Source organism: Halopiger thermotolerans (assembly GCF_054654555.1).
Map to the genome: position 1 here is coordinate 27,799 of NZ_BAAIEU010000003.1, position 26,513 is coordinate 54,311.

A 26,513-nucleotide genomic window follows, 5' to 3' on the forward strand; every position below is an offset into this window, starting at 1 on the left:
TATGCCGTACAGCCAGTGCAACGGGGCGGACCTCTACTACGAGGACCACGGCGAGGGGCCACCGATCGTCTTTCTACACGGCGTCATGGCGAGCCACCGGTTCTTCGAACCTCAACTGACGGGTCTCTCGAAGGAGTATCGAACGATTGCCGTCGATTTCAGGGGGCACGGTCGGTCAGCGAAGACGGAACTGGGACACACGGTCGCGCAGTACGCCCGCGACCTTCGGGCCTTTCTCAGCCAGCGCGACCTCGACAACATCGTCCTGGTCGGCTGGTCGATGGGCGCACTCGTCTCGTGGGAGTACGTCGATCAGTTCGGGACTGAAGAAGTCCGAGGGCTGGTGGACATCGATATGGAAGCGTCCCGATTTCAGTGGGCCGACTACGACTATGGACTCACCGATTTGGACGGCCTTCAAACAACGCTCGCGTTGGCCCAGCAGGATCGGACGAGTCTCATCGAACGGATCACAGAACAGGTGTTCAAGGACCCTCCCTCAGCCGAAACGAGGGCAATGGTGTTCGACGAACTCTCCCGGGTGCCAGCGTCGATCAAGAGCGCAATCCTCTTCGACGCGCTCACACGCGATTATCGAGACGTCCTCTCCGAGATTGACGTGCCGATGGTAGTCTGTGCTGGTGCGGACGAAAAGCGCGGAACCGTCGTATCAACGAAGCACGTCGCGGAGCTCGTTCCGGAGGGGAGCTTCGAACTCTTCGACGAGAGTGGACACTGTCTGACCCTCGAGGAACCCGACCGATTCAACCGGATCGTGAGTCAGTTCGTCGAGTCCTTGTAATCGATACGCGCTAGGTATGCAGCCGGGCCCATCCTCGAGCCAGCAGGTGTTTGGTCCGGTAGCGTGTGCCCGTCACCGCCATATCGACCCGTAATACACCTGCCTGCCACTACCGGTGCACCCACCGCCTCAACGGCGTTGCCGAGACCCATTAGAACGCGACGCGTTCTGCGGACGGCATCGCCGTTGCGGGTCGCGGTCGACGAACCCGCTGTCAAGATCAACGGTGATCAGTATTGCCAGTATCCTTCAATAGACATCGAAACGAAGTTGATCCTTGACGTTGCGCTGTTTAGTCGACATGGCACTAATCCGGCAGCTGCGTTTCCGCAGTAACTCCGCGAGAAACGCGATCTCCTCGGGTCCGGATTTCTCATCGATCAATTCGGTATCGGACTACCCGCTCTCGAGTCGGACCGAGCGGTCGGGTTCACGGTACCGACCGAAACCACATCTGAAAGTGGTCTTACACCTCAAAATTCACATCGATCGCTTCCATACTTCGTGGGTAGGTAGTCTGGCGAGCGTTCCCGGATGTCTTGACTGAGTCGTGCATTGCTACAACCACCAACGGCTGCATCGCACGCTCGACGGAAACGGTCAGTCGAGGAGATGCCGGCCCTATTTCACTGGGCTAAAAAAGCAGTAACCTAACACAAAGGACTCGAGTTTGGGGAATACAGTTAAGCGGTAGTACATAGAACGGTCGGTTGACAGGTGATCTCATAGATGTCCCTGGCTACCGATCCTCGCCCGCCACTCCCCGAGTGGGTGTTGGACGCGTACGACGTGCTCACTGACGCTATCGCCGAGCACGGACGTACTGAGCCTGACCGCCAGGTTCCCGCCATCCATCGCGATGACGCGATCGAGGTCCTACTGTCCACCGAGGAACTACAACTCGATCAGAGAGACGTCGACCACGCAGTGACGCGACTGCTCGAGCGCGGATACCTCTACGAGGTCGGCGACGAACTTCGCGTAACCACTCCACCTGACGCGTCACACTGAATCTCGTTGAAACGGGCGAAGCGGACCGCCGGACTAAGTGTGCTCGGTACTACGCCGTGGGATCCGCGAGCGTGAAGCCCGGCGCAACTGGGAAGACCAGTACGTGGCCGACCCGCGTTCGGAATGACGGCACGGTCCATTCTGGCCGAATAGACCGCACAGCGCCAGGGAAAACTGTGCAGAGACTACGGAATACCCCATGGCTGGACTCCGTTACGTTCGTTGCTACTCCAAATTATGTTGGGGATATCAATACGTTGCTCGAGTCTCTTCTCACTGATGCGGAGATTCCAGATAGCGATTCTCTGGACTCGCCGCACACGACTGGCCGCCGTCCACGCGGTCACTCGTGGACATCATCCCTTCGGAGAGCGCCACGGTAGTGTCGGTCGCCGGCAGTCATACCCCTAGTATTGATACCGTCCTCCATGGGGAGTGTATACATGCCTCTGATAATCTTTTTACCTCGCTTCGTTGCCCGCTTCGATGGATGATGTCCACGAGCGAATATCACCTGCTGATTCCGGACGAAGTGACCTCGTCAAAGGCCAAACTCGTCTACGTAACCCTCCGTACCGTCGAGAAAGCGACGCTGACCGAACTCCACCACCAGCTCGGACTCTCTAAACTCACACTGCTTTCGATCCTCGACTCACTCCGCCAACGCGATCTCATCACCCGGACGGAGGACGGCTATGCCTGCCGGTGACGCCTCCAACTGGCCGCCAGCGTGTGCCGATTACGACGGGGAGCTCCGGATCGAAGCCTACGTGCGAGGCGCCGTCCCCGCCCCGGTGCAGAACCGAATCACCGCGGTCACTGAACGCCTTCAACGCCTCTGTGAGGGCGGCCAGATCGACGACTATCGCGTTTCACAGTGGCCAGCACCGCACCAGACCGTCGCCGACCCAGCCGGGCTGACGCGACAGGAACTCGTCGAGACGTTTGAGCAGTGGGCTGACAAGCAGGGTTACTCCCTCGAGCCTGCATTCCGACGGGACACGGTCCCGACGACCCCCGTTGCTCGTGAGGAAGGCGACCGCATCGGACGGCTTCGCGTTCCGGTGATCGCGCTCGCGCTCTACGAGGACGCGAAGCCGCGGACAGACCCGGAATCGCTCCGGAGCGTCGTTCCATGTACGGCGTCCACCCCAGAAGGCGACCAGCAGCCACAGACGGTCGACACCTTGCTGGCTGCACTCGAGCCGGCGGACGGTGCTGGGCTCGCGCCCGACGCAGATGACGATCGAGTACCGGTACTGGAGGGGGGCCGATGACCGCGAAACGACTCGCGGAGACGGGCGACCTCGACCGGCCACCGCGCCAGCCGCTCGCCGGCCGCACCTGCGTAGTGACGGGCGCGTCGCGCGGGATTGGCCGCGGCATCGCCACGGAACTCGGCCGGTACGGCGCGACCGTGATCGTCAACTACCGATCGTCGGAGTCGGCCGCCCACGCCGTCGCCGACACGATCACGGACGCAGACACCGAAGGGATCGCCTATCCGATCCAGGCCGACGTGACGGATCGCGACGAGATCGATGCAATGCGGGACACGGTCACCGACGCCGTCGGGTCGATCGACGTGCTCGTGAACAACGCGGGGATCACCTGCGATCGCACGTTCGCGAAGATGACGTCCGAAGACTGGCGCCGGGTGCTCGACGTCTCGCTACACGGGACGTTCAACTGCACCAAAGCGTTCTACGACGATCTCGAGGCCGCCGACAACGGCCGGATCATCACCATCTCGAGCGTCATCGGGAAACAGGGGAACGTTGGCCAGGCAAACTACGCAGCGGCGAAAAGCGGTCTGTTCGGCTTCACGCGGTCGCTCGCACTCGAGTTGGCGGACTCGGGCACGACCGCGAACTGTATCGCCCCCGGCTTTACCCGCACGGAGATGGTCGAGGCCATTCCCGACCATATCCAGGACGAACTGCGAGCCGAGATTCCCCTCGAGCGATTCGCGACCATCGACGAGATCGCGAGCCTCGTGCGGTACCTTGCCAGCGAGGAAGCGAGCTACATCACCGGTGAAGTGATCGACGTCAACGGCGGGGTCGACCTGTGACGGTGTCGTCTCAAACGTCGGTCGGGGAATCCGAGCGCGTGGCGGTTATCGGGGCCTCGATGACGCAGTTCGGCCAGCGGGAGGACTGGATCCTCGACCTGCTCGCAGAGGCTGGGAGCGCGTGTCTCGCGGACGCGGGCGTCGACGCCGCCGAGGTCGACCACCTCTACGTCTCGAACATGGCCAGCGGCGAGTTCGAGGGCATGACGGGCGTGATGAACGCGCTAGCGCACGATCTCAACGCGCTTCCGGCATACACACAGCGGGTCGACCAGACCAGTTCCAGCGGCGGCGCCGGCATCTACGCCGCCTGGCAGTCGATTACGAGCGGTGCCAGCGACATGACGCTGCTCGTCGGCGGCGAGAAGATGACTCACAAGACGACCGGCGAGGCGACCGACGTCATCGCGTCGATCGGGCACCCGGTCGAGTACACCCACGGGGTCACGCTGCCGTCCTTTGCCGGGTTGACCGCGCGTCACTATCTGGAGCGGTTCGACGTGCCCCGCGAGAGCTTAGCGAAGGTCGCCGTCAAAAACCACGAGAACGGCGTCGACAACCCCAAGGCGCAGTTCCGGAAGGAAGTCGATCTCGAGACGGTGTTGGAATCGCCGATCATCGCTGATCCGCTCCGGCTCTATGACTTCTGTCCGGTCACCGACGGCTCGGCCGCGATGCTGTTCTGTCCGGAATCGATCGCTCGGGAGTACACGGACGACTACGTCGTGATTGCGGGCGTCGACGGCGCGACGGACACCCACGTCGTTCACGAGCGCGAGGATCCGACCGTGATGCGCGGCGTCGTCGAGAGCGGCGAGGGCGCCTACGAGATGAGCGGCTACGGGCCCGACGACGTCGACGTCGCCGAACTCCACGACATGTTCACCATCCTCGAGTTCCTCCAGATGGAGGGGTTGGGCTTCGCCGAGCAGGGCGAGGCCTGGCAGCTCGTCGAGGAGGGGTACACCGAGCGCGACGCCGGCGAACTGCCGATCAACACCTCCGGGGGGCTCAAGTCCAAGGGTCACCCGCTGGGCGCCAGCGGCGTCGCCCAGGGCGTCGAGATCTACGAACAACTGATGGGCGAAGCCGGCCCGCGACAGGTCGAGGCCGATGTCGGCCTGACCTGCAACGTCGGCGGTTTCGGTAACTGCGTGATCACCACCATCATGGAGGCGGCACGATGACGATGGAAGCCACGCGTTACGAGGACGGTTCGATCAGCTACCCCGGCCACCCGCGCGGCCCCGGCGGCGCGGAGCCGGCGGAAACGATCGACCTCAGCGGGTACACTGCTGAGGTCATCACGTGGACGACCAGTACCGCGACGCCACCGGGTGTCCGCGAACCGAACACGCTCGCGATCGTTGAATTCGATGTCGACGGTCAGGCGGTCCGGGCGATCGGCCAGGTGACGACCGACACAGTCGAGACCGGCGACGAAGTGCGGCCGGTCCATGTCGACGAACTCCGCGAGCGCGGTGCAGGTATCCGCGAGCCAGACAGCCAGGCCTGGGACGGCTACCGGTTCGAACCCCTGTAAGCGCTCGGTCGGCCGCCGACATCGGAGAGTCACCAGTCGGCGCGTGCTGCAATTCCGGCAGTGAGGAACGGCCTCCGAGTATCAGGCAACGCCTATAATTTGACACAGTGACGTCCGCCTCCCCGTGAACGCAGCGGTATCTCGAGCAGTAGGAGGGTCACCGACTTTCCTGTTTTTCGGTCTGCGCCAGATGACGCCCCCCTCTCACTAAGGGCTCAGAGAGCGAAGCTACAATCGGATTATGGTCGACCGTACGTTCGAATTCCTCCACCACAATGAGCGCGAGGAGAAACCCAGAGAGAAGGGGATCACGGAGATCCGCGGGCCGTACTACGATCCGATGGGCCCGCGCGAGCTGCGTGACCTTCTAGAGACGATGGGGCAGTACGTCGACATCTACAAGTTCAGCGGTGGGTCCTTCGCGCTGATGCCCGAGGAGGCGGTGACGGAGTTGATCGACATCTGCCACGAGTACGACGTTAAAGTCTCGACTGGCGGCTACGTCGAGAACGTCCTGATCCGCGACAACGACAAGGTCGAGCAGTACTTCGAGGAGGCCGAGCGGCTCGGGTTCGACATCGTAGAGCTCTCTAGTGGGTTTCTGGCCATCGGGACGGATGACATGGTGCGGATGACGGAGATCGTCGCGGAGGACTACGAGATCGATCCGAAGCCCGAGATCAACGTCCAGTTCGGCGCCGGCGGCGCGACGGACCCGGATGTCCTCGAGGAACAGGGCCAGCAGGACCCCGAACAAGCTATCGAGGAGGGGAAACGCCATCTGGAGGCGGGCGCGGACCTTTTGATGGTCGAGGCGGAGGGCATCACCGAGGAGGTCAACGAGTGGCGGACGGACGTCGCCTACCAGATTGCGAACGGGCTTGGAATCGAGAACCTCGTCTTCGAGGCGCCTGGACCGGAGATGTTCGAGTGGTACGTCAAGAACTTCGGTCCGGAGGTAAACCTCTTCGTCGATAATTCACAGATCGTCGAACTGGAGTGCATGCGGTCCGGCCTCTGGGGGAAGGCGACGACGTGGGGTCGGACCGTCACCTGGAAGGGTGACGAAGAATAGCTCTACGACTGGTAATATCACTGTCTCTTAGAAACTGTCCTGTCGGGAGGGGTATGTACAGGAAACGCTCGTTCATCGATAGTTCCCGGAAGGGCGAACTGCTCGAGACCAATCGAACGACGGAGGGAGGGGATACACATCGCTCACTGACCGGAGACTCCGCCCGTAGATGTACCAGCACGTGAACTTCGCTACTGGACTCGACGCGAACAGCGGCGTGTCGGACGGACGGTCTCGAGTTAGTACGGAGGAGGACGTAATTTGACCGATCGGGAGCGGCTTAGCAACAGACCTCCCTTACCATCCGAAATAACTATAAGAAACGAGAATGCAGTTGATATCGGTGCGGTGATCTCCCCCACCCACCAAATCCCCCACCCCCACTTTCGTCTCGCTTTCAGGAGTTTGAGCGCAACCAACGCTGGTGGTACCTTCAAGTGACATCAGCGCCGCAGCGATCACCTCGTCGCCGTCGCGTTGAGCGAGTGTTCCGGGCAGTACGAGCCAGCTGATCCCAAACTCGCTACCACGTGTGGCAACTGGCGGTTGCCCCTCAAGCGCAGTACTGGTCCCAGAGCGGCGCTCAGTAAATATCGAGCGTTAGAGATTGGCCATTAGAACTATAGTTCTGTCTAACCAACTGTTAAGTGACGAGGGGGGTGGGGGACGTACTGTCGCCTTTGGCCCGAAGACAGACCCTCCTCGTCATCGTTCCAACGTTCCGATCGTTGGGGGCAATCGCGAATCACCCACGACCGCCGGTGGATCCACCGGCGGTCTCAATAGCCATCGCGGCCACCCTTCCGTCCCTTTCACCATCTACAGCCCGTGACGCTAGTAGTGGAGGGAACGAGGGGAGACGTTCCCGCTCGCTGTCTCGAGGGTGGAGAGGTGGACGCTCGAGGGCAGTGCCTCTTAGGCGTAACCGACGGAGGACTCGAACTCGGCCGGTTGTTGGTTACGGCATAGGGCGGTGCTCTAACTCGCGCGCGTTTGCTGATTACGGTCGTTGGCCACCGATCATGTTATCGTATACCACACCATAGTAGCCGTATGAAGTGTACACGATGTAGCGAGAGCGAGGCCGAGCGAATGCTGGTCTACTACGAAGGCGATGCCGCGGTGGTGGTGTACCTCTGTCAGGAGTGTGCCGAGTTGGCCCTTCGCGATACGGAGGTCACCGACTTGGTTCCTGCCCCGGATTGGTGACGAGTCGCTCAACTGGGTTATCGTTGTGGAATACGAGCGGGACTAATTCTTCTTGATAAGGATCTGTCCAGTGCTCTGCACGAGAACGGTATAGCCGTAGTAGGAGAAGGTGAGACACCCGGCCTTACCGGCGCTCCCGTCGACGGATTCGAACGCCGTATCAAGCGCCTCGGGATTGATACTGTTGCTCAGCGGTGGGAGGTCCTCCGGATGCTCGTTTTCGTACTCCGCAATCGCCTGCACGATACGATCACTCGCCCACTCCTCCCCGGTCCAGTCGTGGTGTAAGTGATGCGTCGGTCGGTCGGCCGCCGAGTCTACGGCACTACTCATAGGTTAGTGATTGACAAACACTAAGATGACAGTTAGTGAGGAATATTCCTCCCGTTTAAATACCCTGCATACGACGGAGTTCGTTTCGGATACCGTCGTATGACGGTGATTCGTAAGTCGCTCGGGTTCGACCGACTCAGTAATTGATGAGTAAGATTATACGCTGGCTCAGCGATCATTGGCTATTAGGAGGATGATATAGGAACTACGTATGTGTTTTATATTTTCGGTAATTTAGGCCATCTAACCCCCATTAGGAGTACATTTATTCCCACTAGCTACTAAGAAACTCTACTATAGTTTTTCTACAACAGAATCCGTTTCTGGAGAATCGACGATACGTGAACAGTATTAGGCCGTCAGTCGGTATCGTTCTCCATCAACGCCGCAGAGATCAGGTTCCGCATCCCGCGTCGAAGTCGGCCGCTCATGGCGGTCGAGGAGACGCCGACCTCGTCGGCAACGCCGCTGAGGGCCGTGTCGCGCGGTTCGTTGAAGTACCCGCACTCGTATGCTGTTCGCAGTGCTTCGATCTGCTCGTCCGTCAGTCCAAACGAGATGTCCTCTTTGGCCCCCGTACTCCCGTGTATTTCGATGATCTCGAGCTTCATCCCGCATCCTTCGGCGAACTCCCAGATCGTATTGAGCGCCTCCCGGTCCGGGAGCTGTAACTGGACGAACCATCCGCGACGTCTGGTTTCCGTCCGTAACATGAATCCGTTCACTTCCGTGAGGATCGGACTCAGTAATATGGTCTCGTCCGAATGTTCGATGTAGTAGATGAACATCTCGTCGTTCGCGTCGACGAGTTCGTAACTGTCGACGGTCGGATCGGAATCGAGGTGACGCTCCAGCTCGTCGCGGTCGTCGTACTTGATGAGAAACGGAAAAACGTCCGAATCCGGATCGGTGTTCGCCTGCGTTATCACTTCGATTTCGATACCATCTACGCTCCGTAACGTCGGGATTAGAGCGAGTTCATCGTGTTCCGCGTAGGCTTTTACGGTAATAGGCATCTCTTCGACAGTGTCTCCGTTTATACGCGACTCTATCTTTAGGCACCATCATAAGAGTATCCTCGAGTCAGTCGGATAACGGTTAGAGCGGTGGCACAGCGGAAGAAGATAAATGCAGTCCCGCGCACGCTATGTATACGATGGCGAACGACACCGAGGGCTGTAAGATCGATCGGATCGCCCGGAAGCGGGAACTCGACGACTTCGATCAGCGACTCCTCGAGCGTCGGAACGCGGGCGCCAGTCTCCGCGACCTCGAAACGTATCACAACCGGCAGGTGCTCGAAGCGGCGGTGAACGAAGCGGACATGGAGACACTGGAGGGTGAAATCGAGAACCTCTACCGCCTGCTTACCGACGATGACGTGAGCGCCGGAACGCGCGTCGAAGCTCAGTCTCGGCTCGAACGGAACGGAATCGATCCGGACGCGGTCACGGACGACTTCGTCAGTTACCAGACCGTCCGGACGCATCTCAACGACTGCCTCGACGTCGACACTACTCGAACCACGCAAATCGATCGGACCAGCGCGAAGAACGTCGTCTTCAAATTACTGTCCCGAACCGAGTCAATCACCGTGCGAACGATTGACCGACTCCGCTCGAGCGATCACCTGACGATCGGCGAGCCGGAGGTCACGCTTAGTTTGCGCGTCGCATGTACGGAATGCGGCGAGGAGTACACGTTTTCCCGCCTCGTGGATCGGGGACGGTGTTCGTGTCGAGCGGACGATCGAACCGCTGCTCGAGACGATGAGACCGAAGCGTGATCGACGGGCGCGCCACGAGTACGGAGCGGGGTTCGAAGTCGACAGTCGGCCGACGATAGCGAACGACCGTATTCACGCTTCTCCTCTATCGTGAAAGTATTATTCGGCCAAACGATTATATGGGACACGGCCATCATCTACCGTTGCGCGGTTTGATCAATCCGCTGTACGCTACCGATGTACCGGTCGTTCGCCCATCCATGTTTGTAAACAGCCCTGAATCGGAACCTGAAAGCGGGTTCGAGGAACTACACGTTACCGTCCAGAACGTCGGTGGAATCACCGACGGCGAACTGACGCTCTCACCTGGAGTGACGCTGCTCTCTGGGGAGAACGCATCAAACAAGTCGTCGTTCCTTCGCGGACTGGCCGGCGTACTCGGTGGCCCCACACCGCCGATAAAGAGCGACGCCGATCGCGGGCGGGTGACGCTTCGAACGGACGAGAACGAATACTTCCTGGAGTTGTCGAACGAAAACGGCGATCCAACCGTCACCGACGCGGAGCGACTCTCCGATCGGACCGACCTCTGTGAACTGTTCGCCACACTCGGAGAAACGAATCCGATCAGACAGTGTCTTCTCGCGGACGGGGACGTGTACGAACTACTGATGCGGCCGGTCGATACCACGGAAATCGAGGCCGAGATCGAGCGGCTGAAAGCACGAAGGGATCGGCTCGACGAGCGACTTGCGGAGCTGGATCGATCCGAGGACCGACTCCCGACGCTGCGGACGCGAGCGACGACCTTGCGGGAGGACCGCGAGGAGATCGAGGCGGCGCTCCGCGAGAAGCGCGAGGAGATCGGCGAACGGGAAGCGGAGACCGAGAGCAACGACGTCCTCGACGATCTCAAAGAGAAGCGATCAGAGCGCGAGTCCGTTCGCAATCGGATCGAAACGCAACGCGAGGCGATCCGCTCGCTGGAGGACGAACTCGAGGCCGTCCGCGATCAGCGCGACGAGTCTGGACCGGCGGAGTCCGCACGGGACGTCGACACGATCGAGAGCGAAATCGAGGGCCTCCACCATCAGAAACAGCAACTGACGAGTACGATCAACGCGCTGAGTCCGATCGTCGAGATGAACGACCAACTGCTGGACGACGAGCGAGAGATCCCCGAGGAGATGAAATCCGACGAGATCGTCGCCGAACTCGATCCCGCGTCGCGGACGATCACCTGTTGGACGTGTGGCTCCACCGTCGAACGAGAAGAGATCGCCGAGCAAGTGCGGGTGGTCCAGGAGATCATCCGAGAAAAGCGCCAGCAGCGCGAAACGATCACCGAGCAGATAGGGTCGCTCGAGGAGGAAAAGCGCCAGATCGAACGCCAGCGCGACGAACGCCAGCGACTCGCCGAGAAAGCGCAGTCGATCGAAACCGAAATCGAACAGCGAGAGGAAACGCTGAGCGAACTCCGAGACGAGAAAGCGGCGCTCGACGACGATATCGAGTCGCTCCAGGCGGATGCCGAAGCGCTCGACGAACAAGACGACCAACTGCTCGAACTCCACAGCGAGGTGAGCGAGCTCGAATACGAACGCGGGCAACTCGAGAACGAACTGAGCGAGATCGAAGCTGAGATCGAGCAACTCGAGGCGGAACTCGAGAAGCGCGACGACCTCGAGGCCGACCGGGAGGCAGTTGCGGCGGAGCTACGGAGCCAGCGAGAGCGGATCGAAACGCTCGAGCGCGATCTCGTCACGACGTTCAACGAATCGATGCAGCAGGTCCTCGACGTGCTAGACTACGAGAACGTCGAGCGCGTCTGGATCGAACGGGTCGTGGGAGACGGCGACGCACCGTCGGCGACCGGCTTCGAGCTGCACGTCGTTCGCTCGAGCGAGAGCGGCGCCGCGTACGAGGACACGGTTGACAGCCTGAGCAAGAGCGAGCGTGAGGTGATCGGTCTCGTCGTCGCCTTCGCGGGCTATCTCGTTCACGACGTCGCGAGCGAACTGCCGTTCATCGTCATCGACGCCGTCGAAATGCTCGACGCGGATCGGATTCGCGGCCTGCTCGACTACTTCGAGGATCACACCGGGTACGTCGTCGCCGCCGTCCTCCCCGAGGAGGCGAGCGAACTCGAGGAGACGTATCCGACGGTATCGACCGCTTCGTTCGCCGCTCGTTCGTAACCGTAGTCGGTTCGTTTCCGCTTCCGTTCCGGTTCCAGCTGCAAGGGTCAGTATCAGTATCGCGAGTCCGCCGTGCGGACCGCCCGAACCGCAGCGACGTTTTCGGGGACGTCGTGAACTCTGATGACGTCGGCGCCGCGTTCGGCCGCCATGGTCGTCACCGCGAGCGTCGGCGGTAATCGCGTGCCGGGTTCGCAACCGACGCGCTCGAACATCGACTTCCGGGAGTGACCGATCATGACGGGACACCCCAGCGCGTGTAACTCGCCGATCCTGGCCGCCAGTTCGAAGCTCTCGGCCGGATCCTTTCCGAATCCGAGTCCGGGGTCGACGACGATCTGGTCGCGATCCAGTCCCGCACGTTCCGCGAGCAACACCGTCTCCGAGAGGTCGTGGAGGACGTCTTCGACGACGTCATCGTAGGTGGCGGTCCGGTCGGGGTTAACGGGCGTCTCGAGGCTGTGCATGACGACGAGCGACGCGTCGTGGTCGGCCGCGACGAAGCGCATCTCCGGGTCTTCGAGTCCGGAAACGTCGTTGACGATGTCGGCGCCCGCCTCGAGCGCGGCGTCGGCGACCGCCGCTTTCCGCGTGTCGACCGAAATCGGGACGTCCAGGTCCGCGATGCGTTCGATAACCGGGACGACGCGATCGATCTCCTCGGCGACTGAAACCGGCTCGGCGCCGGGGCGGGTGCTCTCGCCGCCGACGTCGATGATATTCGCGCCGGCGGCGACCATCTCGCGGGCTCGGCGGACCGCGTCCGGTACGCGGTCGTACTCGCCCCCGTCGTAGAAGCTGTCCGGCGTCACGTTCAGGATACCCATGACTGCGGGGGTCTGATTCCACGGGTACCGATCGCAATCGGTTCGGTCGGCGATGTGATCGTCGTCGATCGTTCGCCGGAGCTGGTCGGCGACGTGCGCGAGGCCGTGATCGGCGTCGGCCAGTTCCTCGAGTAGGTCCCGGAACTGCGATGACGTCCCGGAGAGGACCGTCGCGACGCGCCGGCCGGCCGTCTCAGCGTCCGAACGAACACAGGTTCCGCCGATCGCCTCGAAGGCCTGTTCGACGCGCTCGACCTGTGGGCCGCGCAGATAGGTTTTGATCGTTCGATGGATCGTCTCGTCCGTGACGGATTCGGCGGTCTCCGCGTCGACGGCCGCGCTCGTGAGGACGTTCCGGGCCTGCTCGGTCGCGGCCGTCCGCTTCGGGATCTGGAGTCGCGTCCATCGGTCGCGCGCTTCGGCGACCGCGTACAGCGAGCCGGTGACGAGGACGCAGTCGTCTTCGTCGGCCGCCGACAGCGCCCGTTCGGTCGCCTCGAGAACGGAGCCGGCGTGGTCGACCGTCGCCGCGCGATCGTCGAACGCGGCCGCGAGGGCGGCCGTGTTCTCGGCGCGGGGCACGTCCGGCTCACAGAGGTAGAGCGCATCGGGGGACGGCAACGCCGTCGCCATGCCCCGGTGGTCCTTCTCCCGCATCGCGCCGAAGACGAGGTGCAGATCGTCGAACGAGTAGCGACCGATAAGCGAGGCGAGCGTCTCGCAGGCGCCCGGATTGTGCGCGCCGTCGAGGATCGCGAGCGGCGCCGTCGACACGACTTCGAACCGGCCCGGCCAGTGGGCGTCGCGGAGACCGCGCGCGATCGATTCCGGCTCGACGCCGGCGACCTGATCGGCCAGCGTCGCCGCGACGCCGGCGTTGGTCGCCTGATGGGGACCCACGAGCGGCAGTCTCGTCTCGAGCGACCATTTCGGCCCTGCGATCGAAATCTCGCTCTCGATCGGCGATGCCAGCCCGTGCTCGCGGGCGACAACGTCCGCGTCGTCGCTGCCGACGGTAATCACGTCCGTCTCCGAGCGGATCGCCTCGAGGGCCGCCCCCGACGCGCCGGTCACCAGCGGCGCACCGGCCGGCGCGACCTGTGCCTTGTCGCGGGCGATCTCCTCGATCGTGTCGCCGAGGATGTCGGTGTGCTCCAGCGAGACGCTGGTCACGGCGCTTGCGACGGGATCGACGGCGCTCGTCGCGTCGTATCGGCCGCCGATGCCGACCTCGAGGACGGCCACGTCGACGTCCTCGGCGGCGAAGTGGTGGAGCGCGAGCGCCGTGAGGACCTCGAAGTAGGTCGGCGTATCGTCCGCCTCGCGGAGCCGTCCGATGCAGTCGTCGATTTCGGCGACGAACTCGCGGACTCGCTGTTTCGGAATTTTCCGGCCGTTGACCTGGATCCGCTCGCGCAGATCGTTTAAATCAGGCGACGTATAGAGGCCGACGTCGAGTCCGGCGTCGCGAAGAATTCGCTCGAGCATACATGCGGTGCTTCCCTTCCCGTTCGACCCGGCGATCTGGACGCAGTCGAGGGCTTCGTGCGGGCGATCGAGATGCGTGAGCAACGCGGCGGTCGTTTGCGTTCCGAGCTTGGGTCGACGCCGCTGTAGCGACTCGAGGTAGTCGACCGACTCGTGATACTCCATACCACACGTGCTACTGGCGGCTTCATTAATGTGTCGCCGCACCGGACCCTCCGTACGGTTTATAACGGTGTGTGCCGACAGTCGGCACGATGGCTTCCGAATCGAGAGACAATCGCGCACCGGACGAACCGTACGTGACGGAGTTCGAGGCGACGGTGCGGTCCGTCGACGGGACCGACGTTCGGCTCGAGGAGACGTACTTCTACGCCGAAGGCGGCGGCCAACCGGCCGATCGCGGGACGCTGGACGGGATCGACGTCGTCGACGTACAAACCCGCGACGGCGAGACCGTTCACACGCTGGGGACGGCGCCGGACTTCGAGGCGGGCGACGACGTGACCGGCTCGATCGACGACGAGTTTCGGACCTACTGTATGCGAGCCCACACCGCCAGTCACGTCCTGTACGGCGCCGCTCGCGAACTGTTCGACGACCACGGCTACGGCGGGTTCGACATCGACGCGGAGAAGGGCCGCATCGACTTCGAGATCGACCGCGATCCGGACGAGGTGAACGCGCTCACCCTCCAGCGGATGGTCAACGAGGTCGTCTGGGAGTCGAGAGACGTCTCCTGGCAGGAGATGGACGCGGCGCAGGCCAGGGACCGCGACGAGATCGTCTTCAACGAGACCGGCGCGGCCGAGACGACCGGGACCGTCCGCGTCGTCGAGATCGACGACTGGGACATCGCCGCCTGCGGCGGGACGCACGTCGAAAACACGGTCGAGATCGGGCCCGTCGAGGTCCTCGAGGTGTCGAATCCGGGTGCGGGCCTCGTACGCGTCGAGTACACGGTCGGCCCGACCGCCGTTCGCGCACGGATCGAGGAGACGCGGGCCGCGACTCGCGCCGCCCGAACGCTGGAGACGAGCGTCGAGGAACTCCCGGAGCGAGCGGCCAGCGTCGTCGAAGAGAACGCGGCCCTCGAGGCGGAGATCGACGCCCTGCGCGATCGGCTTCTCGAGCAACGCCTTGAGTCGCTGGGCGACGACACCGTCTCGAAGAACGGCGAGGAGTGGGTCGTCGGCGAGCTCGATATCGACGGCATCGGTCCCAACGACGTGTCGGAGCGCGTGCGGGCGCTCGCGGGCGATATCGGCGACGTGATCGCGCTGACCGGCGTGAACGGAAGCGCGTTCGTGGTCGTCGGCACGACCGGTGAGACGGATGCCAGCGAACTCGTCGACGACGTCACGGAGACGTTCGGCGGCGGTGGCGGCGGCGGACCGACGTTCGCACAGGGCGGCGGTCTCGAGGACGAGCCGACCGCCGTCGTCGACTACCTCCGAACGGAGGTCTGAGCTCGCTCGGCTCGGAGAGGTCGCCGACCGATCCGATCGCTGCTTTTCAAAGTGTCGTTTTCCTTACCATAAGAGCCGGTCGGCAAACACGTCGTATCCTCCCGATATCAGGAGAGCCAAGGTTCATTAACGGCGATCGGGAACGGAAGAGTGGATGTCATTAGCACAGTATGCGTCGTTCGCCGCGGCGACAGACCGGGTAGATCGATCAGTACGCGCCACCGGGATCGACCGAGCGCAGCCGACCGAGACCGAGGACGCGTCCCGGAGGTGGGAGCGATGACCCGCGAGCGGACCGAGATTACGATCATCGGCGACGACGACTCGGGGATCATCGCCGACGTGACGTCGCTGCTGTTCGAACGCGACGTCGACATCGTCGACCTGGATCAGGCCGTCCGGGAGGGCACGTTCCGGATGACCATGCAAGTCGACGCGTCCGAGATGACAGTCCCACAGGAACAACTCCGGGAGGACCTCGACGCGCTCGGCGACGAGTTCGGCGTCGACGTCCAAGTGCGATTCCCGTCCAGTTGCGAGGACCAGTCCATCGCCGTGCTGGTCACCAAGGAGAGCCACTGCCTGGAGACCCTACTCGAGCGCTGGTCGAACGACGAACTCGGAGCCGACATCGCGGTCGTCATCGGAAACCATGACACGCTCCGTCCGCTCGCGGCGGAATACGACGTTCCCTTCCACGACATCGGCGACGAGAACGGAACGCCAGACGAGGACGAGCTCGTCGACCTCCTCGCGGAGTACGAAATCGATCTCATCGCGTTGGCCCGCTACATTCGGATCCTCTCGCCGGAAGTCGTCTTCCGCTACGAGGATCGCATCATCAACGTCCACCCCTCGCTGCTGCCGGCGTTCCCCGGTGCCGCTGCCTACCGGCAGGCCCTCGAGGAGGGCGTCCGGATCGCCGGCGTCACCGCTCACTACGTGACGACGGACCTCGATCAGGGACCGATCATCACGCAACGGGCGTTCAACGTCCCCGCCGACGCGACCGAAGCGGACCTCAAGGAGCGCGGCCAGCCGCTCGAGGCAGACGCGCTCGTGGAGGCCATCCAGTTGCACCTCGAGGACGAGATCACCGTCGAGGGCGGACAGACGAGAGTCGTCGATCCGAACGCGACCGACGCCCAACTCGGTGCCCCGACAGAACTGGATCAGGTGAATCCGAGCGAACCGGTCGACAGTCGCGAGGAACTCACCGCCGAAGACGGTGACACGGCGGCCGTTGCGGACGACTGATGGGTTTCGGCCCCCGATAACGTTCTCTTTGATTCCGTCGACCTCGCGTGACCCGCGTGATCGAATTCGGTGTATTCGAGACGCCCCAGCGTCGGATACCGTTTCGACGGTGACTACCCTCGAGACGTGCTCGACGGTCAGCCGATAACACTGATATCGCTGTGAGCCTCAGGAACGATGTGCGTATGATTTGCGCACCAACGCGTTGAGAACGCCGTTCGCGGCGGACAGCGGACGAGCCGTCCGTCTGCAGCGAACGAAAATCGGAACGCGTTCGCGGAGCGGCAGTGAGCGTCGCAGTACCGATACCGGCGACCCGCGCGTTTCGGATGCTACGGAGTACCCGGTGACGCGGTCCCATCGATACCGTGGCCGGACAGTCGGCCAGTGCGATCACCACGGCCGGGTGCGTCGCGAACGCGGTCTTCGGCGGGACAGGTCATGGATCCACGCGTGTATCCCCATCGGTGGACCGGTGGCCGGCATAGTGGCGGACCGAGGATCGTACCGCCGTCCGTGAGGACTCGACAGTCAGTAGACGGGGAAGTCCCGGCGAACGATCCCGCCGACAGGAGACATTTCGAGCGTCGTATTCCCCGTTCTCGCGGAGCGTACCGTGTTCGACGGAACGAAAAGGTGGGACAGACGGATCGATTTCGGACCGGTGCTCGCCGCGGTCGTCTATTCGACGGCCGCGATCGCTTCGATCTCGATCGCCGCACCCTTGGGGACGCGGCCGACTTCGACCGCACTCCGAGCGGGCGGCTCCTCGTCGAAGAACTCGCTGTAGACCTCGTTGAACTCCTCGAAGTCGTCGATGTCGTCGAGGAAGACGGTCGTCTTGAGGACGTCGTCCATCGACAGGCCTTCCGCCTCGAGGATCGCCGCGACGTTTTCCAGGCACTGTCTCGTCTGGTCGCCGACCGATTCGTCGTCCAGTAGCTCGCCGTCCGCCGTCAGCGGGAGCTGGCCAGCGGTGATGAGGACGTCGTCGGTTCTGGTCGCCTGACTGTACGCGCCAACGGCTGCCGGTGCGTCGTCGGTGCTAACGGTTCGCATCACACTAGGGTACCGGGTCGGGTCTCTTAAATGTCGGTTCCGTCCCACATTCAGTTGGCGGGACGACATTTTGTGAATGGTGGAGACAGACAGATCGGCGCGGGCCGTCGGAGTATCTCTGCGAATTCGAGTCCAACTGTATCGGCGAGCTCGCCGACGACGTCGACGCCTCCCACCTCGTGGCCACCGCTTACGTGACCGGTCTCACTGCGGCCGGCGTTCACTCGTCGCCAATCGGCAATAAGCACGCCGTCCCCGGCGAGACGCCACCGACGGTGACCAGCAGGATTCGCGTCGGCATCCCAGCGCTCGCGACTCGCGGCCTCGAGGAGGCCGAGATGGAGGCCGAGACGGAGACCGTCACGCGACAGTCGCAGGTTCGTTCGAACCGTTTTTGATTACGCCCACGACTGAAGTCGTGGGCCGCCGCCTCGAATCTCCCTCACGTTTCACACTGTTCGAGGAGCGTTCGCGGGCGGTCGATTCGATCCCCGTGTCCGTTACTATCGACTTCGAGAGTGCGGCGGTAGCGGATCGGCTGCGGTCACAGAGCGGAGGAAGAAGGAGGTCGACTGTCCGCCAGTCCGGCTCGGACAGCTACCGACGCCCCGAGGCGGACGCTCCAGACCGAACCAGGAGCCGACTGCGAGGGAAACAGTGACCGCGACCGCGGGGACGATCAGTCATCGGACGGATCGGCAGCCTCTCGCTCGGTCGGCTCGAGTTCGGGGTTCGGAAGCGAGACATCGTCCTCCTCGCGGAGGAACAGCGGCCGGCGATCGCCGAAGGAGACGATCATCGCGACGACGGCCAGGATGGCGATGACCGAGAACGGGCCGCCGGTGATGATCGCGGCCTGCTGGAGCGCGTCGACGCCGCCGGTGACCATCAGCAGCGACGCGAGCGCGCCGATGAGGAACCCCCAAATGACGCGGTTGATCGTCGACGGACTCTCGGCGCCGCCGGTCGTCAGCATGCCCAGCGCCAGCGTCGAGGAGTCGGCGGACGTGACGAGGAACGTCGTCACGAGGACGAGGAACAACACCGTCAGCAGGCCCCCGAGCGGCAGCGCCTCGAACAGCGGGTAGCCGGACCCGGCCTCGCCGAGTTCGCTGATGACGGTGAGAATGTCGGCTCGGCCGGTCTCCTGGAGGAAGATGGCGGTGCCACCCATCGTCGCGAACCAGGGGATGGTGACCCCGGTCGAGGCGATCACGCCCGTGACAGCGACCTGTCTGACCGTCCGGCCGCGGGAGATGCGGGCGATGAACAGGCCGACGAACGGCGTCCAGGAGAACCACCACGCCCAGTAGAAGACGGTCCAGCTGCCGACCCAGTCGGCGACGCCGCCGCTGATGGCGGTCCCGGCGCCGGTGTAGAAGCTCATCGTGACGAACTGGTTCGCGTACGTACCGAGCGCTTCGGTCCCGACCGACATGATGTACGCCGTGGGGCCGAGGACGAACGTCGCGACGGTCACCACGCCGAACAGGATCATGTTGAAGTACGAGAGCCGACGGATGCCCTTCTTGACGCCGAGTGCGACCGAGACCGTGAACGCGACGGTCAGTCCGGTGATCACGATCACCGTCCCGAAGTCGCCGACGCTCACGCCGGTCATCCACTCGACGCCGACGAGGAACTGGCTCCCGACCAGCCCCAACGTCGTTGCGACGCCGCCGATCGTCGCGAACACCGCGAGGATGTCGATGACCTTTGCGATCGGACTATCGAGGTTGTCGAACCCGATCCACGGAGCGATCACCGTCGAAATGCGTAGCGGTGCATCGCACGTGTACGCGAAGTACGCGATCGGCAGCGCCATCACGACGTACGCGGTCCACGCGGAGAGTCCCCAGTGAAAGAACGTGTACTGGATCGCGCCGACGGCCGCTTGCGACGACTGGGCCTCCGCGCCGACGAACGGCGAGACGGCGTCGTAGTGGAAGATCGCCTCGGCCGGTCCCCAGAACACGATCCCGGCGGCGATCCCCGCGGAGTACAGCATCGCGAAGTACGCGGGGAACGAGAACTCCGGCTTCTCGTCCGGGTCGCCCAGTTTGATGTTCCCCCAGGGGCCGAATACCAGGAATAGGACGAACGAGACGAGCAGGAACATCGCGACCAGGTACCACCAGCCCGCCGCGTTCCACAGGAAGTCGTTCACGCTGCTCATGTACTCCGTCGTGGTGTCCGGACTGACGAGGAACGCGAGCACCGCCGCCACCGCGGCGACGAAGCCGACCGCGAACACCGGCGTATCGAGCTCGTCGACGAACTTCCCGAACGGTCCCGTCTGATCTGATTGTGCCATTCTCGATCACCCCGTTACTGACAGTTGCTGCTGTTCGGCCACCCGTGCGGGCGTCTCCAGTTCGAAACCGAGCGAATCGCTTCTCGGCTCCGGGCTCTCGGTACGTCTCGGATTCGTCTGCTCCCTAGTTCCGTCCATCGTTTGTCACTGTCTCGCATGAGTTGTCTACATCGTTCGTTATAAACCTGGGCTTCGATCTGTTGGCGAACATGTCGGGTTCCGGTAAACCACCGCCTGGGCTGGGCTGGGGCATGAGCTGTCTGTCGTTTGATTACTTGCGGTTGACGTCCTCGACAACGTATCCTTCGTCTTCGATCGCCTCGATGATTGTCGCAGCGTGTTCGGCACCGCTGGTCTCGATCTGGAACACCAGGTATGCTTCGCCGACGGTGAGGTCCTCGACCGCCCGGTCGTGCCGAACCGTCTGGATGTTCGCCCCGTGGTCGGCGATGACTCCCGAGATCTCGTCCATCTTTCCGGGCATGTCGTCGATCCGGACGCGAAGCCGCAGGATCTGTCCCCGCTCGGTAAGCGCGTGGATGAGAACCGTCTGCAGCATCGTCATGTCGAGGTTCCCGCCGCCGAGGACGGGCATGACGGTCTCACCGCTGACGTCCAACTGGTCGCTCAGGACGGCCGCGACCGACGCGGCGGCCGCACCTTCGACGACCTGTTTCGCGCGCTCGAGCAACAGCAGGATCGCGTTGGCGATCTCCGCGTCGGAGACGGTGACGACCTCGTCGACGTGCTCCTCGATGAGTCGCAGCGTCAGGTCGGAGATCCCGCCGGTCGCGATCCCGTCGGCAATGGTATCGACTTCGTCGAGCGTGACCGGGATTCCCTTGTCGAGACTCTCGTGGACGGTCGCGGCCCCTTCGGCCTGAACGCCGACGACGCGCGTCTCGGGAGAGAGGTGTTCGAGAGCGGTGGCGATGCCGCTGATGAGGCCACCGCCACCGATGGGGACGACGACGGTGTCGACGTCGGGGCAGTCCTCGTAGATCTCGATGCCGAGTGTCCCCTGGCCGGCGACGATGTGCGGATCGTCGTACGCGTGAACGAACTCGACGTCGTTGTCGGCGGCGTACTCCTGGGCGTACGTCATCGCCTCCTGGAAGTCCTGCCCGACCAGTTCGACCGTCGCGCCGTAGCTCCGCGTCGCATCGATCTTCGCCTGCGGGGCGTGGGTCGGCATCACGATCGTCGAGTCCGCGCCGCACTTCGTCGCCGCGAGGGCGACGCCCTGTGCGTGGTTACCGGCGCTGGCAGCGACGAACTCGTCGGCTCCGTCGGCGACCGCCTGACTGATCTTGTTGTACGCCCCGCGGGTCTTGAACGAGCCAGTCCACTGGAGGTGTTCCATCTTCAGGTACACCTCCGCGTCGACCATCTCGCCCAGCGACGTGCTCCGCTCGACCGGCGTCCGCTTGACGACCGTCTCGTCGTCGAGGCGATCGCGTGCTCGTTCGATGTCCGCATACTGAACTAACGGTTCTCGTTCCTGAGATTCGCTCATAATTGAATTTGTGGTTGGTGGTCGTCGAACGCTACCGGATGATTTTGTCGCGGCCGGGATCGAACAGCGGCTCGTCGCGGACCGTCGCGTCGTAGGTCTCCCCTTCGCACTCGATCTGCACCGACGTCCCGGCGTCGGCGTACTCGCTCGGCAGGTAGGTGTAGGCGATCGATTCGCCGACGCTGTAGCCGTAGTCGCCGGCCTGAACGTAGCCGACGGCCTCGCCGTCAGCGAGCACCGGCCGTCCGCCGAGCATCGCGTCGGTCGAATCGTCCAGCGTCAGGCAGGCGACCTCGGTATCGATGCCCTCCTCTTTGGCCTCGACGAGTGCCTCCTTCCCGATGAACTCGGTGTCGAGGTCGACGGCGAAGGGAAGGCCGGCCTCGAGCGGGTTGACGTCCGTGTCGACGTCAGTCCCCCACAGGCGGAACCCTTTCTCGAGGCGCATCGATTCGAGCGCGCCGCCGCCCATGGGCCTGACGTCGAGATCCTGGCCGGCCTCCCAGAGCGTGTTCCAAAGCTTCCGGCCGTACTCGGAGGGAGCCCACAGCTCCCAGCCGAGTTCGCCGACGTACGAGACCCGCAGCGCGATCACGGGAACGTCGCCGACGTAGAGCCGCTGACAACTGAAGTAGGGGAACTCGTCGTTAGAGACGTCGGCATCGGTGACTCGCTGGAGCAGCAATCGAGACTTCGGTCCCCACAGTCCGACGGTGCACTTCGCGGATTCCTCGACCGTCACGGAGACGGTGTCGGGCGCGTGGTCCTCGATCCAGGAGCCGTGGATACCCGGCGAGTTGCCGCCGCCGGTCGTCACCATGTACTCGTCCTCGTCGAGGCGGGCGACGGTGAGGTCGGCGATGATCGTGCCGCCCTCGTTCAGCATCGTCGTGTACCGGACCGTTCCGACGTCGATGTCCATGTCGTTGCTGCAGATCCGCTGGAGGAACTCGCCGGCATCGTCGCCCTCCACCATGATCGAACTGAACGTCGTCATGTCGAACATGGACACGTTCTCGCGGGTGTGGAGGTGCTCGGCGCCCTCGATCGGGGAGCGGTTGACCCCCTGCCAGCCGTCCTGTTCGGGGATCTGATCCTCGTATTTCTCGACGAGGTCCGCGTTGGACTCGTACCACTGGGGTGTCTCCCACCCGCCGCTCTGATAGAACTCGGCACCGAGTTCCTGCTGTTGCCCGTAGAACGGACTCACGCGAAGGCCGCGGTGGTCGTCGGGTTGCCACCGCGGTTCGACGATGCTGTACACCTGCTCGTAGCGCTTTCCGCCGCGGTCCGTGAAGTAGTCCTTGCTTCCGGCATGGGGTTCGAATCGGTTGACGTGGATACCGCTCGTGTCGACGGGGCCGGACGGGAGCCGCGGGACGCCGTTTTCCATCCACTCGGCGAGAATCTTCCCGTAGCCGCCGGAGTGGGTCCACCAGATCGCCAGCCCGGTCCAGAGCCCGTCGACCGCCGCCGTCTCGCCGAGCACTGGCATCCCGTCAGGCGTGTAGACGAAGATGCCGTTCTCCGTGACGCGGAAGTCTTTGCCCTCGGTCGCGGGCAGCAGTTCGTCGAACGCCTGCTGGGGCGACTTCTCGCGGTCCGGGTGCGTCGCCTTCGTCCAGTGCTTCTCGGTGAAGCTGTGGACCGACGCCTGGCTATCCTCGTCGTTTTTCCCCATCTCGTCCGGGTCGACGACCAACGGCTCGTGGTTGTACGAACCCAGCCCGTAGCCGTCACCGTGCGTTCGGAAGTACAGCGAGTTGTCCTGGTCTCGACCGACCGGTCGGTCCGGCGGCTGGGCCATGAACTCCGTGATCTGGCGATCACCGGGGACCTCGAGGCCGGCGGTGGCGTCGCCGATCGCGTCGCCGGAACCGTCGGCGAGTTCCGCGAGCGGCTCCGTGACGACGTACTGGTGCTCGACGGGAGCGATCGGCAGGTCGAGACCCGCCATCTGACCGGTCTGGTACGCCCAGTTGTTCGTCGCGAGGACGCACCGGTCGCACTCGATGCGGCCGTTGTCGGTGACGACCGCCTGGATCTCGCCGCCACCGGTCTCGATGTCCGTCACCTCGGTGTCGCCGAAGAACCGGGCCGACGACGTCTCGATGTACCACTGCAACGCGTCGGTTCCGGCGACCTGACCGTCGGTCGGCGAGTAGTAGCCGCCGAGGATCTCGTCCTCGTCGACGAGCGGGAGGTGCTCAGTGACTTCCTCGGGCTCGAGGAGCTGCGGCTCCGGCAGCCCGTACGAGGTGGCCCACTCGACGCGCCGCTGGAGGAAGTCCATTCGTTCCTCGGAGCGGGCGAGTTCGATGCCGCCGACCTCGGTGTAGACGCCCGCGTCCTTCAGCAGTCGGCTCGTGTAGTGGGCCGTTTTGGTCTGGATCTTCGACGGCGACGTCTGGAACATGATTCCCGGCGCGTGCGTCGAGGAACCCCCGGTCACCGGAAGCGGCCCCTGATCGACAACGACCACGTCGTCTGCGCCGAGTTCCGTCAGGTGGTAGGCGATACTACACCCGACGGCCCCGGCGCCGATGATCACCGTCTCGGCTCTCGAAGGCAAGCTCTCTGTGCTCATGTGATACTCACACATGCTACAGTCCCTCTCATAAATATACCGTTGACTTAAATGGAGCGGGCGAGCGAGGCCGTTTCGCGGAGCGAATCGCGAATCCCACAACAGGACAGAGGGTTGATACGTATTTGCGAACGCGGCACTGCCGCCGACTCGACCGGGTCTCCGTCACCGGTTACGGGAGCGATACGTCGACGTCAGCCTGCAGACTCGCCGCCTTGATCGTATTGTAGAGCAGCATCGTGATCGTCAGCGGTCCGACGCCGCCGGGAACCGGCGTGATCGCGTCGGCCTTCTCCTTCGCGCTCTCGAACTCGACGTCGCCGACGAGTTCGTACCCCCGTTCGGTGTCCGCGCTCACGCGGTTGACACCGACGTCAACCACGGTCGTTTCCGGCGAGAGCATCGATCCGTCGATCAGTTCTGGAACGCCAGCGGCTGCGACGACGACGTCCGCGTCTCGCGTCTTCGCCGCGAGGTCGTCCGTGCGCGAGTGACAGACCGTCACCGTCGCGTTCCCGGTGTCGGACTTCTGGACGAGAAGATTCGCCATCGGTTTCCCGACGATATTCGACCGGCCGACGACGACGACGTCCGCACCCTCCGTCTCGACGCCCTCCGCCTCGAGTAGTTTCTGGATACCGTGGGGCGTACACGGCTTGAACCGGGGCGACCCGGTGACCAACCGACCGACGTTTTCCGGGTGAAACCCGTCGACGTCCTTCCGCGGATCGATCCGCTCGAGGACGGCTTGCCGGTCGACGTGATCCGGGAGCGGTAGCTGCACGAGTATACCGTGAACCGCCGGATCGTCGTTCAGTTCGTCGATCCGATCGAACAGCGCGTCGGCGGGCGCCTCCGGATCGAGTTCGTGGTGGATGCTCTCGATCCCGAGGTCGTTACAGGCCTGTCGTTTCATCGAGACGTACGTCTCGCTCGCGCCGTCGTCGCTCATCAGGATCGTCGCCAGTCCCGGCGTCACGCCGGCGTCCGCGAGCGTCTCGAGGCACGGTTCCAGTTCCGAGGTGATACGATCCGCGATCTCGTTCCCGTCGATGATCCGTGTCATGGCTGATCTCGTTTCGATCGCTACGGGCCGCGTCCGCTCGAGCCGACCGAGCGCCGGAACCGACTCTCGCTCGAGTGTCGGTGCTATCGCTCGTCGAAACGGACCACACTGACCCGCAGTGACGGCGACTGAACGGTTTCCGGGGAGGATAATTAATCCACGTGTTGATCGCTACGTCGTTCCCCCTTTCGGATCGCTGGCTACAATCCGTATCACGGTCGGATTCGGCGAACTGATTTGTACACCAGTAATATTTGCGGTGGAAACTTATCCGTCTCTCGGCACTCTCTCCGAACGGCACCTGACGGGGGTGCCAAAGCCGGAACGGCGGAGTCCGCAACCGTGACCAGAACCACCGTCCCGTCTCCTGGACTCCACCCCGGCTCTCGGGTCCTCACCCTTCCTCGATCCTGTCTTCGCTCGTACTTCGGCCAGCGGACGGTAACAGCGTCACCTCGGGCTGTCAGGAGTAGCCAACACTGAGGACGAGTAGATCGATCGCTATCGAGGTCCGCTCGGCTACGCGAGCGAGAACGAGTAAAAAGCGGTAACGAGGCAAGAGAACGCGTCCGCACAGTGTGGCGGAGCCCCCAAGCGGCCGCCGACGGTACGACAGCACGCGTTCGCGCTCGGGGTCGTACAGCGGTTCCCCGTCACCGTCCCCGTCCTCGAACGCCGAGTACGCTCGCGACCGTACATGCCGGTCGTCGGTAGGGGTCGCTGCCCAACGACGACCACGTCGTTGCGTCCGCGCGGAGTCAGGTGGTAGGCGGCGTTGTACCCGACGGCCCCGGCGCCGACGGTCACCGATCGGCAACGAACAGTTAGGAATGTAACTGGTGGAGTTTCGCGACCGACGCCGGTGAGCCACGAGCGCTCAACGAGATAACAGCGATATCAGTGTGAAGGGCCGGACGCTCAAGCCGACGCCGCCGACGGACGACCTCTCGTCGAGAGTCGGG

Annotated in this window: 22 protein-coding genes and 1 pseudogene; 15 read left to right on the plus strand and 8 right to left on the minus strand. The window is 63.3% G+C overall.

Going from position 1 to position 26,513, the window contains the following annotated elements; translation table 11 throughout:
- Position 1 precedes the first annotated feature (1 nt).
- The 10 genes and pseudogenes from ACYQ26_RS05485 (at position 2) to ACYQ26_RS05530 (ending at position 7,714) form a co-directional block, all read left to right on the plus strand.
- Positions 2–802 (plus strand): alpha/beta fold hydrolase, encoded by an 801-nt coding sequence (locus tag ACYQ26_RS05485; RefSeq protein WP_459807818.1) that lies wholly within the window; start codon positions 2–4, stop codon positions 800–802.
- A gap of 174 nt (positions 803–976) precedes the next feature.
- Positions 977–1,349, plus strand: a pseudogene (locus ACYQ26_RS05490) (transposase domain-containing protein); the annotation flags it as partial.
- A 182-nt stretch (positions 1,350–1,531) separates the two neighbouring features.
- Positions 1,532–1,813: a hypothetical protein gene (locus ACYQ26_RS05495; protein WP_459807819.1), complete on the plus strand. Its 282-nt coding sequence runs from the start codon at positions 1,532–1,534 to the stop codon at positions 1,811–1,813.
- A gap of 493 nt (positions 1,814–2,306) precedes the next feature.
- Complete coding sequence (locus ACYQ26_RS05500) at positions 2,307–2,522, plus strand: MarR family transcriptional regulator (protein ID WP_459807821.1); 216 nt, start codon at positions 2,307–2,309, stop codon at positions 2,520–2,522.
- A complete protein-coding gene (locus ACYQ26_RS05505) occupies positions 2,509–3,090 on the plus strand; it encodes an HTH domain-containing protein (RefSeq protein ID WP_459807823.1) in 582 nt (193 codons plus the stop codon). The genes ACYQ26_RS05500 and ACYQ26_RS05505 overlap by 14 nt, the downstream gene beginning before the upstream one ends.
- Positions 3,087–3,887 (plus strand): beta-ketoacyl-ACP reductase, encoded by an 801-nt coding sequence (locus ACYQ26_RS05510; protein WP_459807825.1) that lies wholly within the window; start codon positions 3,087–3,089, stop codon positions 3,885–3,887. Before ACYQ26_RS05505 ends, ACYQ26_RS05510 begins: the two co-directional genes overlap by 4 nt.
- Positions 3,888–3,889: 2 nt before the next feature.
- The gene (locus ACYQ26_RS05515) at positions 3,890–5,074 is read left to right on the plus strand and encodes a thiolase family protein (RefSeq protein ID WP_459807827.1); all 1,185 of its coding nucleotides are present in this window, start codon (positions 3,890–3,892) and stop codon (positions 5,072–5,074) included.
- Positions 5,071–5,430, plus strand: coding sequence for an OB-fold domain-containing protein (locus ACYQ26_RS05520; protein ID WP_459807829.1), 360 nt, complete (start codon positions 5,071–5,073; stop codon positions 5,428–5,430). The genes ACYQ26_RS05515 and ACYQ26_RS05520 overlap by 4 nt, the downstream gene beginning before the upstream one ends.
- Positions 5,431–5,671: 241 nt before the next feature.
- Positions 5,672–6,505 (plus strand): phosphosulfolactate synthase, encoded by an 834-nt coding sequence (locus ACYQ26_RS05525; RefSeq protein WP_459807830.1) that lies wholly within the window; start codon positions 5,672–5,674, stop codon positions 6,503–6,505.
- A 1,053-nt stretch (positions 6,506–7,558) separates the two neighbouring features.
- Positions 7,559–7,714, plus strand: coding sequence for a hypothetical protein (locus ACYQ26_RS05530; protein ID WP_459807832.1), 156 nt, complete (start codon positions 7,559–7,561; stop codon positions 7,712–7,714).
- Positions 7,715–7,756: 42 nt separating this feature from the next.
- On the opposite strand, the gene ddfA is transcribed toward ACYQ26_RS05530, so the two are convergent.
- Positions 7,757–8,047, minus strand: coding sequence for a DdfA family disk-determining factor (gene ddfA, locus ACYQ26_RS05535; RefSeq protein WP_459807833.1), 291 nt, complete (start codon positions 8,045–8,047; stop codon positions 7,757–7,759).
- 359 nt (positions 8,048–8,406) lie between these two features.
- Entirely contained in the window at positions 8,407–9,063 is a 657-nt protein-coding gene (locus tag ACYQ26_RS05540; RefSeq protein ID WP_459807835.1) for a helix-turn-helix domain-containing protein, read from the minus strand.
- A 140-nt stretch (positions 9,064–9,203) separates the two neighbouring features.
- On the opposite strand from ACYQ26_RS05540, the gene rdfA reads away from it, so the two are divergent.
- Positions 9,204–9,833 (plus strand): rod-determining factor RdfA, encoded by a 630-nt coding sequence (gene rdfA / locus ACYQ26_RS05545; RefSeq protein ID WP_459807836.1) that lies wholly within the window; start codon positions 9,204–9,206, stop codon positions 9,831–9,833.
- 200 nt (positions 9,834–10,033) lie between these two features.
- Positions 10,034–11,971 carry an archaea-specific SMC-related protein gene (locus tag ACYQ26_RS05550; protein ID WP_459807838.1) on the plus strand — a complete coding sequence of 646 codons (1,938 nt, stop codon included), beginning with the start codon at positions 10,034–10,036 and terminating at the stop codon, positions 11,969–11,971.
- A gap of 53 nt (positions 11,972–12,024) precedes the next feature.
- Here the strand turns inward: ACYQ26_RS05550 and folP are convergent, their stop codons facing one another.
- Entirely contained in the window at positions 12,025–14,451 is a 2,427-nt protein-coding gene (folP, locus tag ACYQ26_RS05555) for a dihydropteroate synthase (RefSeq protein WP_459807839.1), read from the minus strand.
- An 89-nt stretch (positions 14,452–14,540) separates the two neighbouring features.
- On the opposite strand from folP, the gene ACYQ26_RS05560 reads away from it, so the two are divergent.
- Complete coding sequence (locus ACYQ26_RS05560; protein ID WP_459807840.1) at positions 14,541–15,752, plus strand: alanine--tRNA ligase-related protein; 1,212 nt, start codon at positions 14,541–14,543, stop codon at positions 15,750–15,752.
- 279 nt (positions 15,753–16,031) lie between these two features.
- Positions 16,032–17,009 carry a formyltetrahydrofolate deformylase gene (locus ACYQ26_RS05565; protein WP_459807842.1) on the plus strand — a complete coding sequence of 326 codons (978 nt, stop codon included), beginning with the start codon at positions 16,032–16,034 and terminating at the stop codon, positions 17,007–17,009.
- A gap of 681 nt (positions 17,010–17,690) precedes the next feature.
- Here the strand turns inward: ACYQ26_RS05565 and ACYQ26_RS05570 are convergent.
- Positions 17,691–18,071: a Rid family detoxifying hydrolase gene (locus tag ACYQ26_RS05570; RefSeq protein ID WP_459807844.1), complete on the minus strand. Its 381-nt coding sequence runs from the start codon at positions 18,069–18,071 to the stop codon at positions 17,691–17,693.
- A 191-nt stretch (positions 18,072–18,262) separates the two neighbouring features.
- On the opposite strand from ACYQ26_RS05570, the gene ACYQ26_RS05575 reads away from it, so the two are divergent.
- Positions 18,263–18,466 (plus strand): hypothetical protein, encoded by a 204-nt coding sequence (locus tag ACYQ26_RS05575; protein ID WP_459807845.1) that lies wholly within the window; start codon positions 18,263–18,265, stop codon positions 18,464–18,466.
- 281 nt (positions 18,467–18,747) lie between these two features.
- Here ACYQ26_RS05575 and ACYQ26_RS05580 read toward each other — a convergent pair whose 3' ends face one another.
- From ACYQ26_RS05580 to ACYQ26_RS05595, 4 genes are all read right to left on the minus strand, one after another.
- Entirely contained in the window at positions 18,748–20,382 is a 1,635-nt protein-coding gene (locus ACYQ26_RS05580) for a BCCT family transporter (protein ID WP_459807847.1), read from the minus strand.
- 271 nt (positions 20,383–20,653) lie between these two features.
- Complete coding sequence (ilvA, locus tag ACYQ26_RS05585; protein WP_459807848.1) at positions 20,654–21,898, minus strand: threonine ammonia-lyase; 1,245 nt, start codon at positions 21,896–21,898, stop codon at positions 20,654–20,656.
- A gap of 31 nt (positions 21,899–21,929) precedes the next feature.
- The gene (locus ACYQ26_RS05590) at positions 21,930–24,485 is read right to left on the minus strand and encodes a GcvT family protein (protein WP_459807850.1); all 2,556 of its coding nucleotides are present in this window, start codon (positions 24,483–24,485) and stop codon (positions 21,930–21,932) included.
- Positions 24,486–24,657: 172 nt separating this feature from the next.
- Positions 24,658–25,551, minus strand: coding sequence for a bifunctional methylenetetrahydrofolate dehydrogenase/methenyltetrahydrofolate cyclohydrolase (locus ACYQ26_RS05595; protein WP_459807851.1), 894 nt, complete (start codon positions 25,549–25,551; stop codon positions 24,658–24,660).
- Positions 25,552–26,513 lie beyond the last annotated feature (962 nt).

Coding starts and splice junctions, on each gene's coding strand:
- ACYQ26_RS05505 (WP_459807823.1), top strand. CDS start 2,509: ATGCCTGCCGGTGACGCCTCCAACTGGCCGCCAGCGTGTGCCGATTAC.
- ACYQ26_RS05500 (WP_459807821.1), top strand. CDS start 2,307: ATGTCCACGAGCGAATATCACCTGCTGATTCCGGACGAAGTGACCTCG.
- ACYQ26_RS05510 (WP_459807825.1), top strand. CDS start 3,087: ATGACCGCGAAACGACTCGCGGAGACGGGCGACCTCGACCGGCCACCG.
- ACYQ26_RS05525 (WP_459807830.1), top strand. CDS start 5,672: ATGGTCGACCGTACGTTCGAATTCCTCCACCACAATGAGCGCGAGGAG.
- ACYQ26_RS05530 (WP_459807832.1), top strand. CDS start 7,559: ATGAAGTGTACACGATGTAGCGAGAGCGAGGCCGAGCGAATGCTGGTC.
- ddfA (WP_459807833.1), bottom strand. CDS start 8,047: ATGAGTAGTGCCGTAGACTCGGCGGCCGACCGACCGACGCATCACTTA.
- ACYQ26_RS05595 (WP_459807851.1), bottom strand. CDS start 25,551: ATGACACGGATCATCGACGGGAACGAGATCGCGGATCGTATCACCTCG.
- ACYQ26_RS05550 (WP_459807838.1), top strand. CDS start 10,034: ATGTTTGTAAACAGCCCTGAATCGGAACCTGAAAGCGGGTTCGAGGAA.
- rdfA (WP_459807836.1), top strand. CDS start 9,204: ATGGCGAACGACACCGAGGGCTGTAAGATCGATCGGATCGCCCGGAAG.
- ACYQ26_RS05520 (WP_459807829.1), top strand. CDS start 5,071: ATGACGATGGAAGCCACGCGTTACGAGGACGGTTCGATCAGCTACCCC.
- ACYQ26_RS05560 (WP_459807840.1), top strand. CDS start 14,541: ATGGCTTCCGAATCGAGAGACAATCGCGCACCGGACGAACCGTACGTG.
- ACYQ26_RS05495 (WP_459807819.1), top strand. CDS start 1,532: ATGTCCCTGGCTACCGATCCTCGCCCGCCACTCCCCGAGTGGGTGTTG.
- ACYQ26_RS05580 (WP_459807847.1), bottom strand. CDS start 20,382: ATGGCACAATCAGATCAGACGGGACCGTTCGGGAAGTTCGTCGACGAG.
- folP (WP_459807839.1), bottom strand. CDS start 14,451: ATGGAGTATCACGAGTCGGTCGACTACCTCGAGTCGCTACAGCGGCGT.
- ilvA (WP_459807848.1), bottom strand. CDS start 21,898: ATGAGCGAATCTCAGGAACGAGAACCGTTAGTTCAGTATGCGGACATC.
- ACYQ26_RS05540 (WP_459807835.1), bottom strand. CDS start 9,063: ATGCCTATTACCGTAAAAGCCTACGCGGAACACGATGAACTCGCTCTA.
- ACYQ26_RS05485 (WP_459807818.1), top strand. CDS start 2: ATGCCGTACAGCCAGTGCAACGGGGCGGACCTCTACTACGAGGACCAC.
- ACYQ26_RS05590 (WP_459807850.1), bottom strand. CDS start 24,485: ATGAGCACAGAGAGCTTGCCTTCGAGAGCCGAGACGGTGATCATCGGC.
- ACYQ26_RS05565 (WP_459807842.1), top strand. CDS start 16,032: ATGACCCGCGAGCGGACCGAGATTACGATCATCGGCGACGACGACTCG.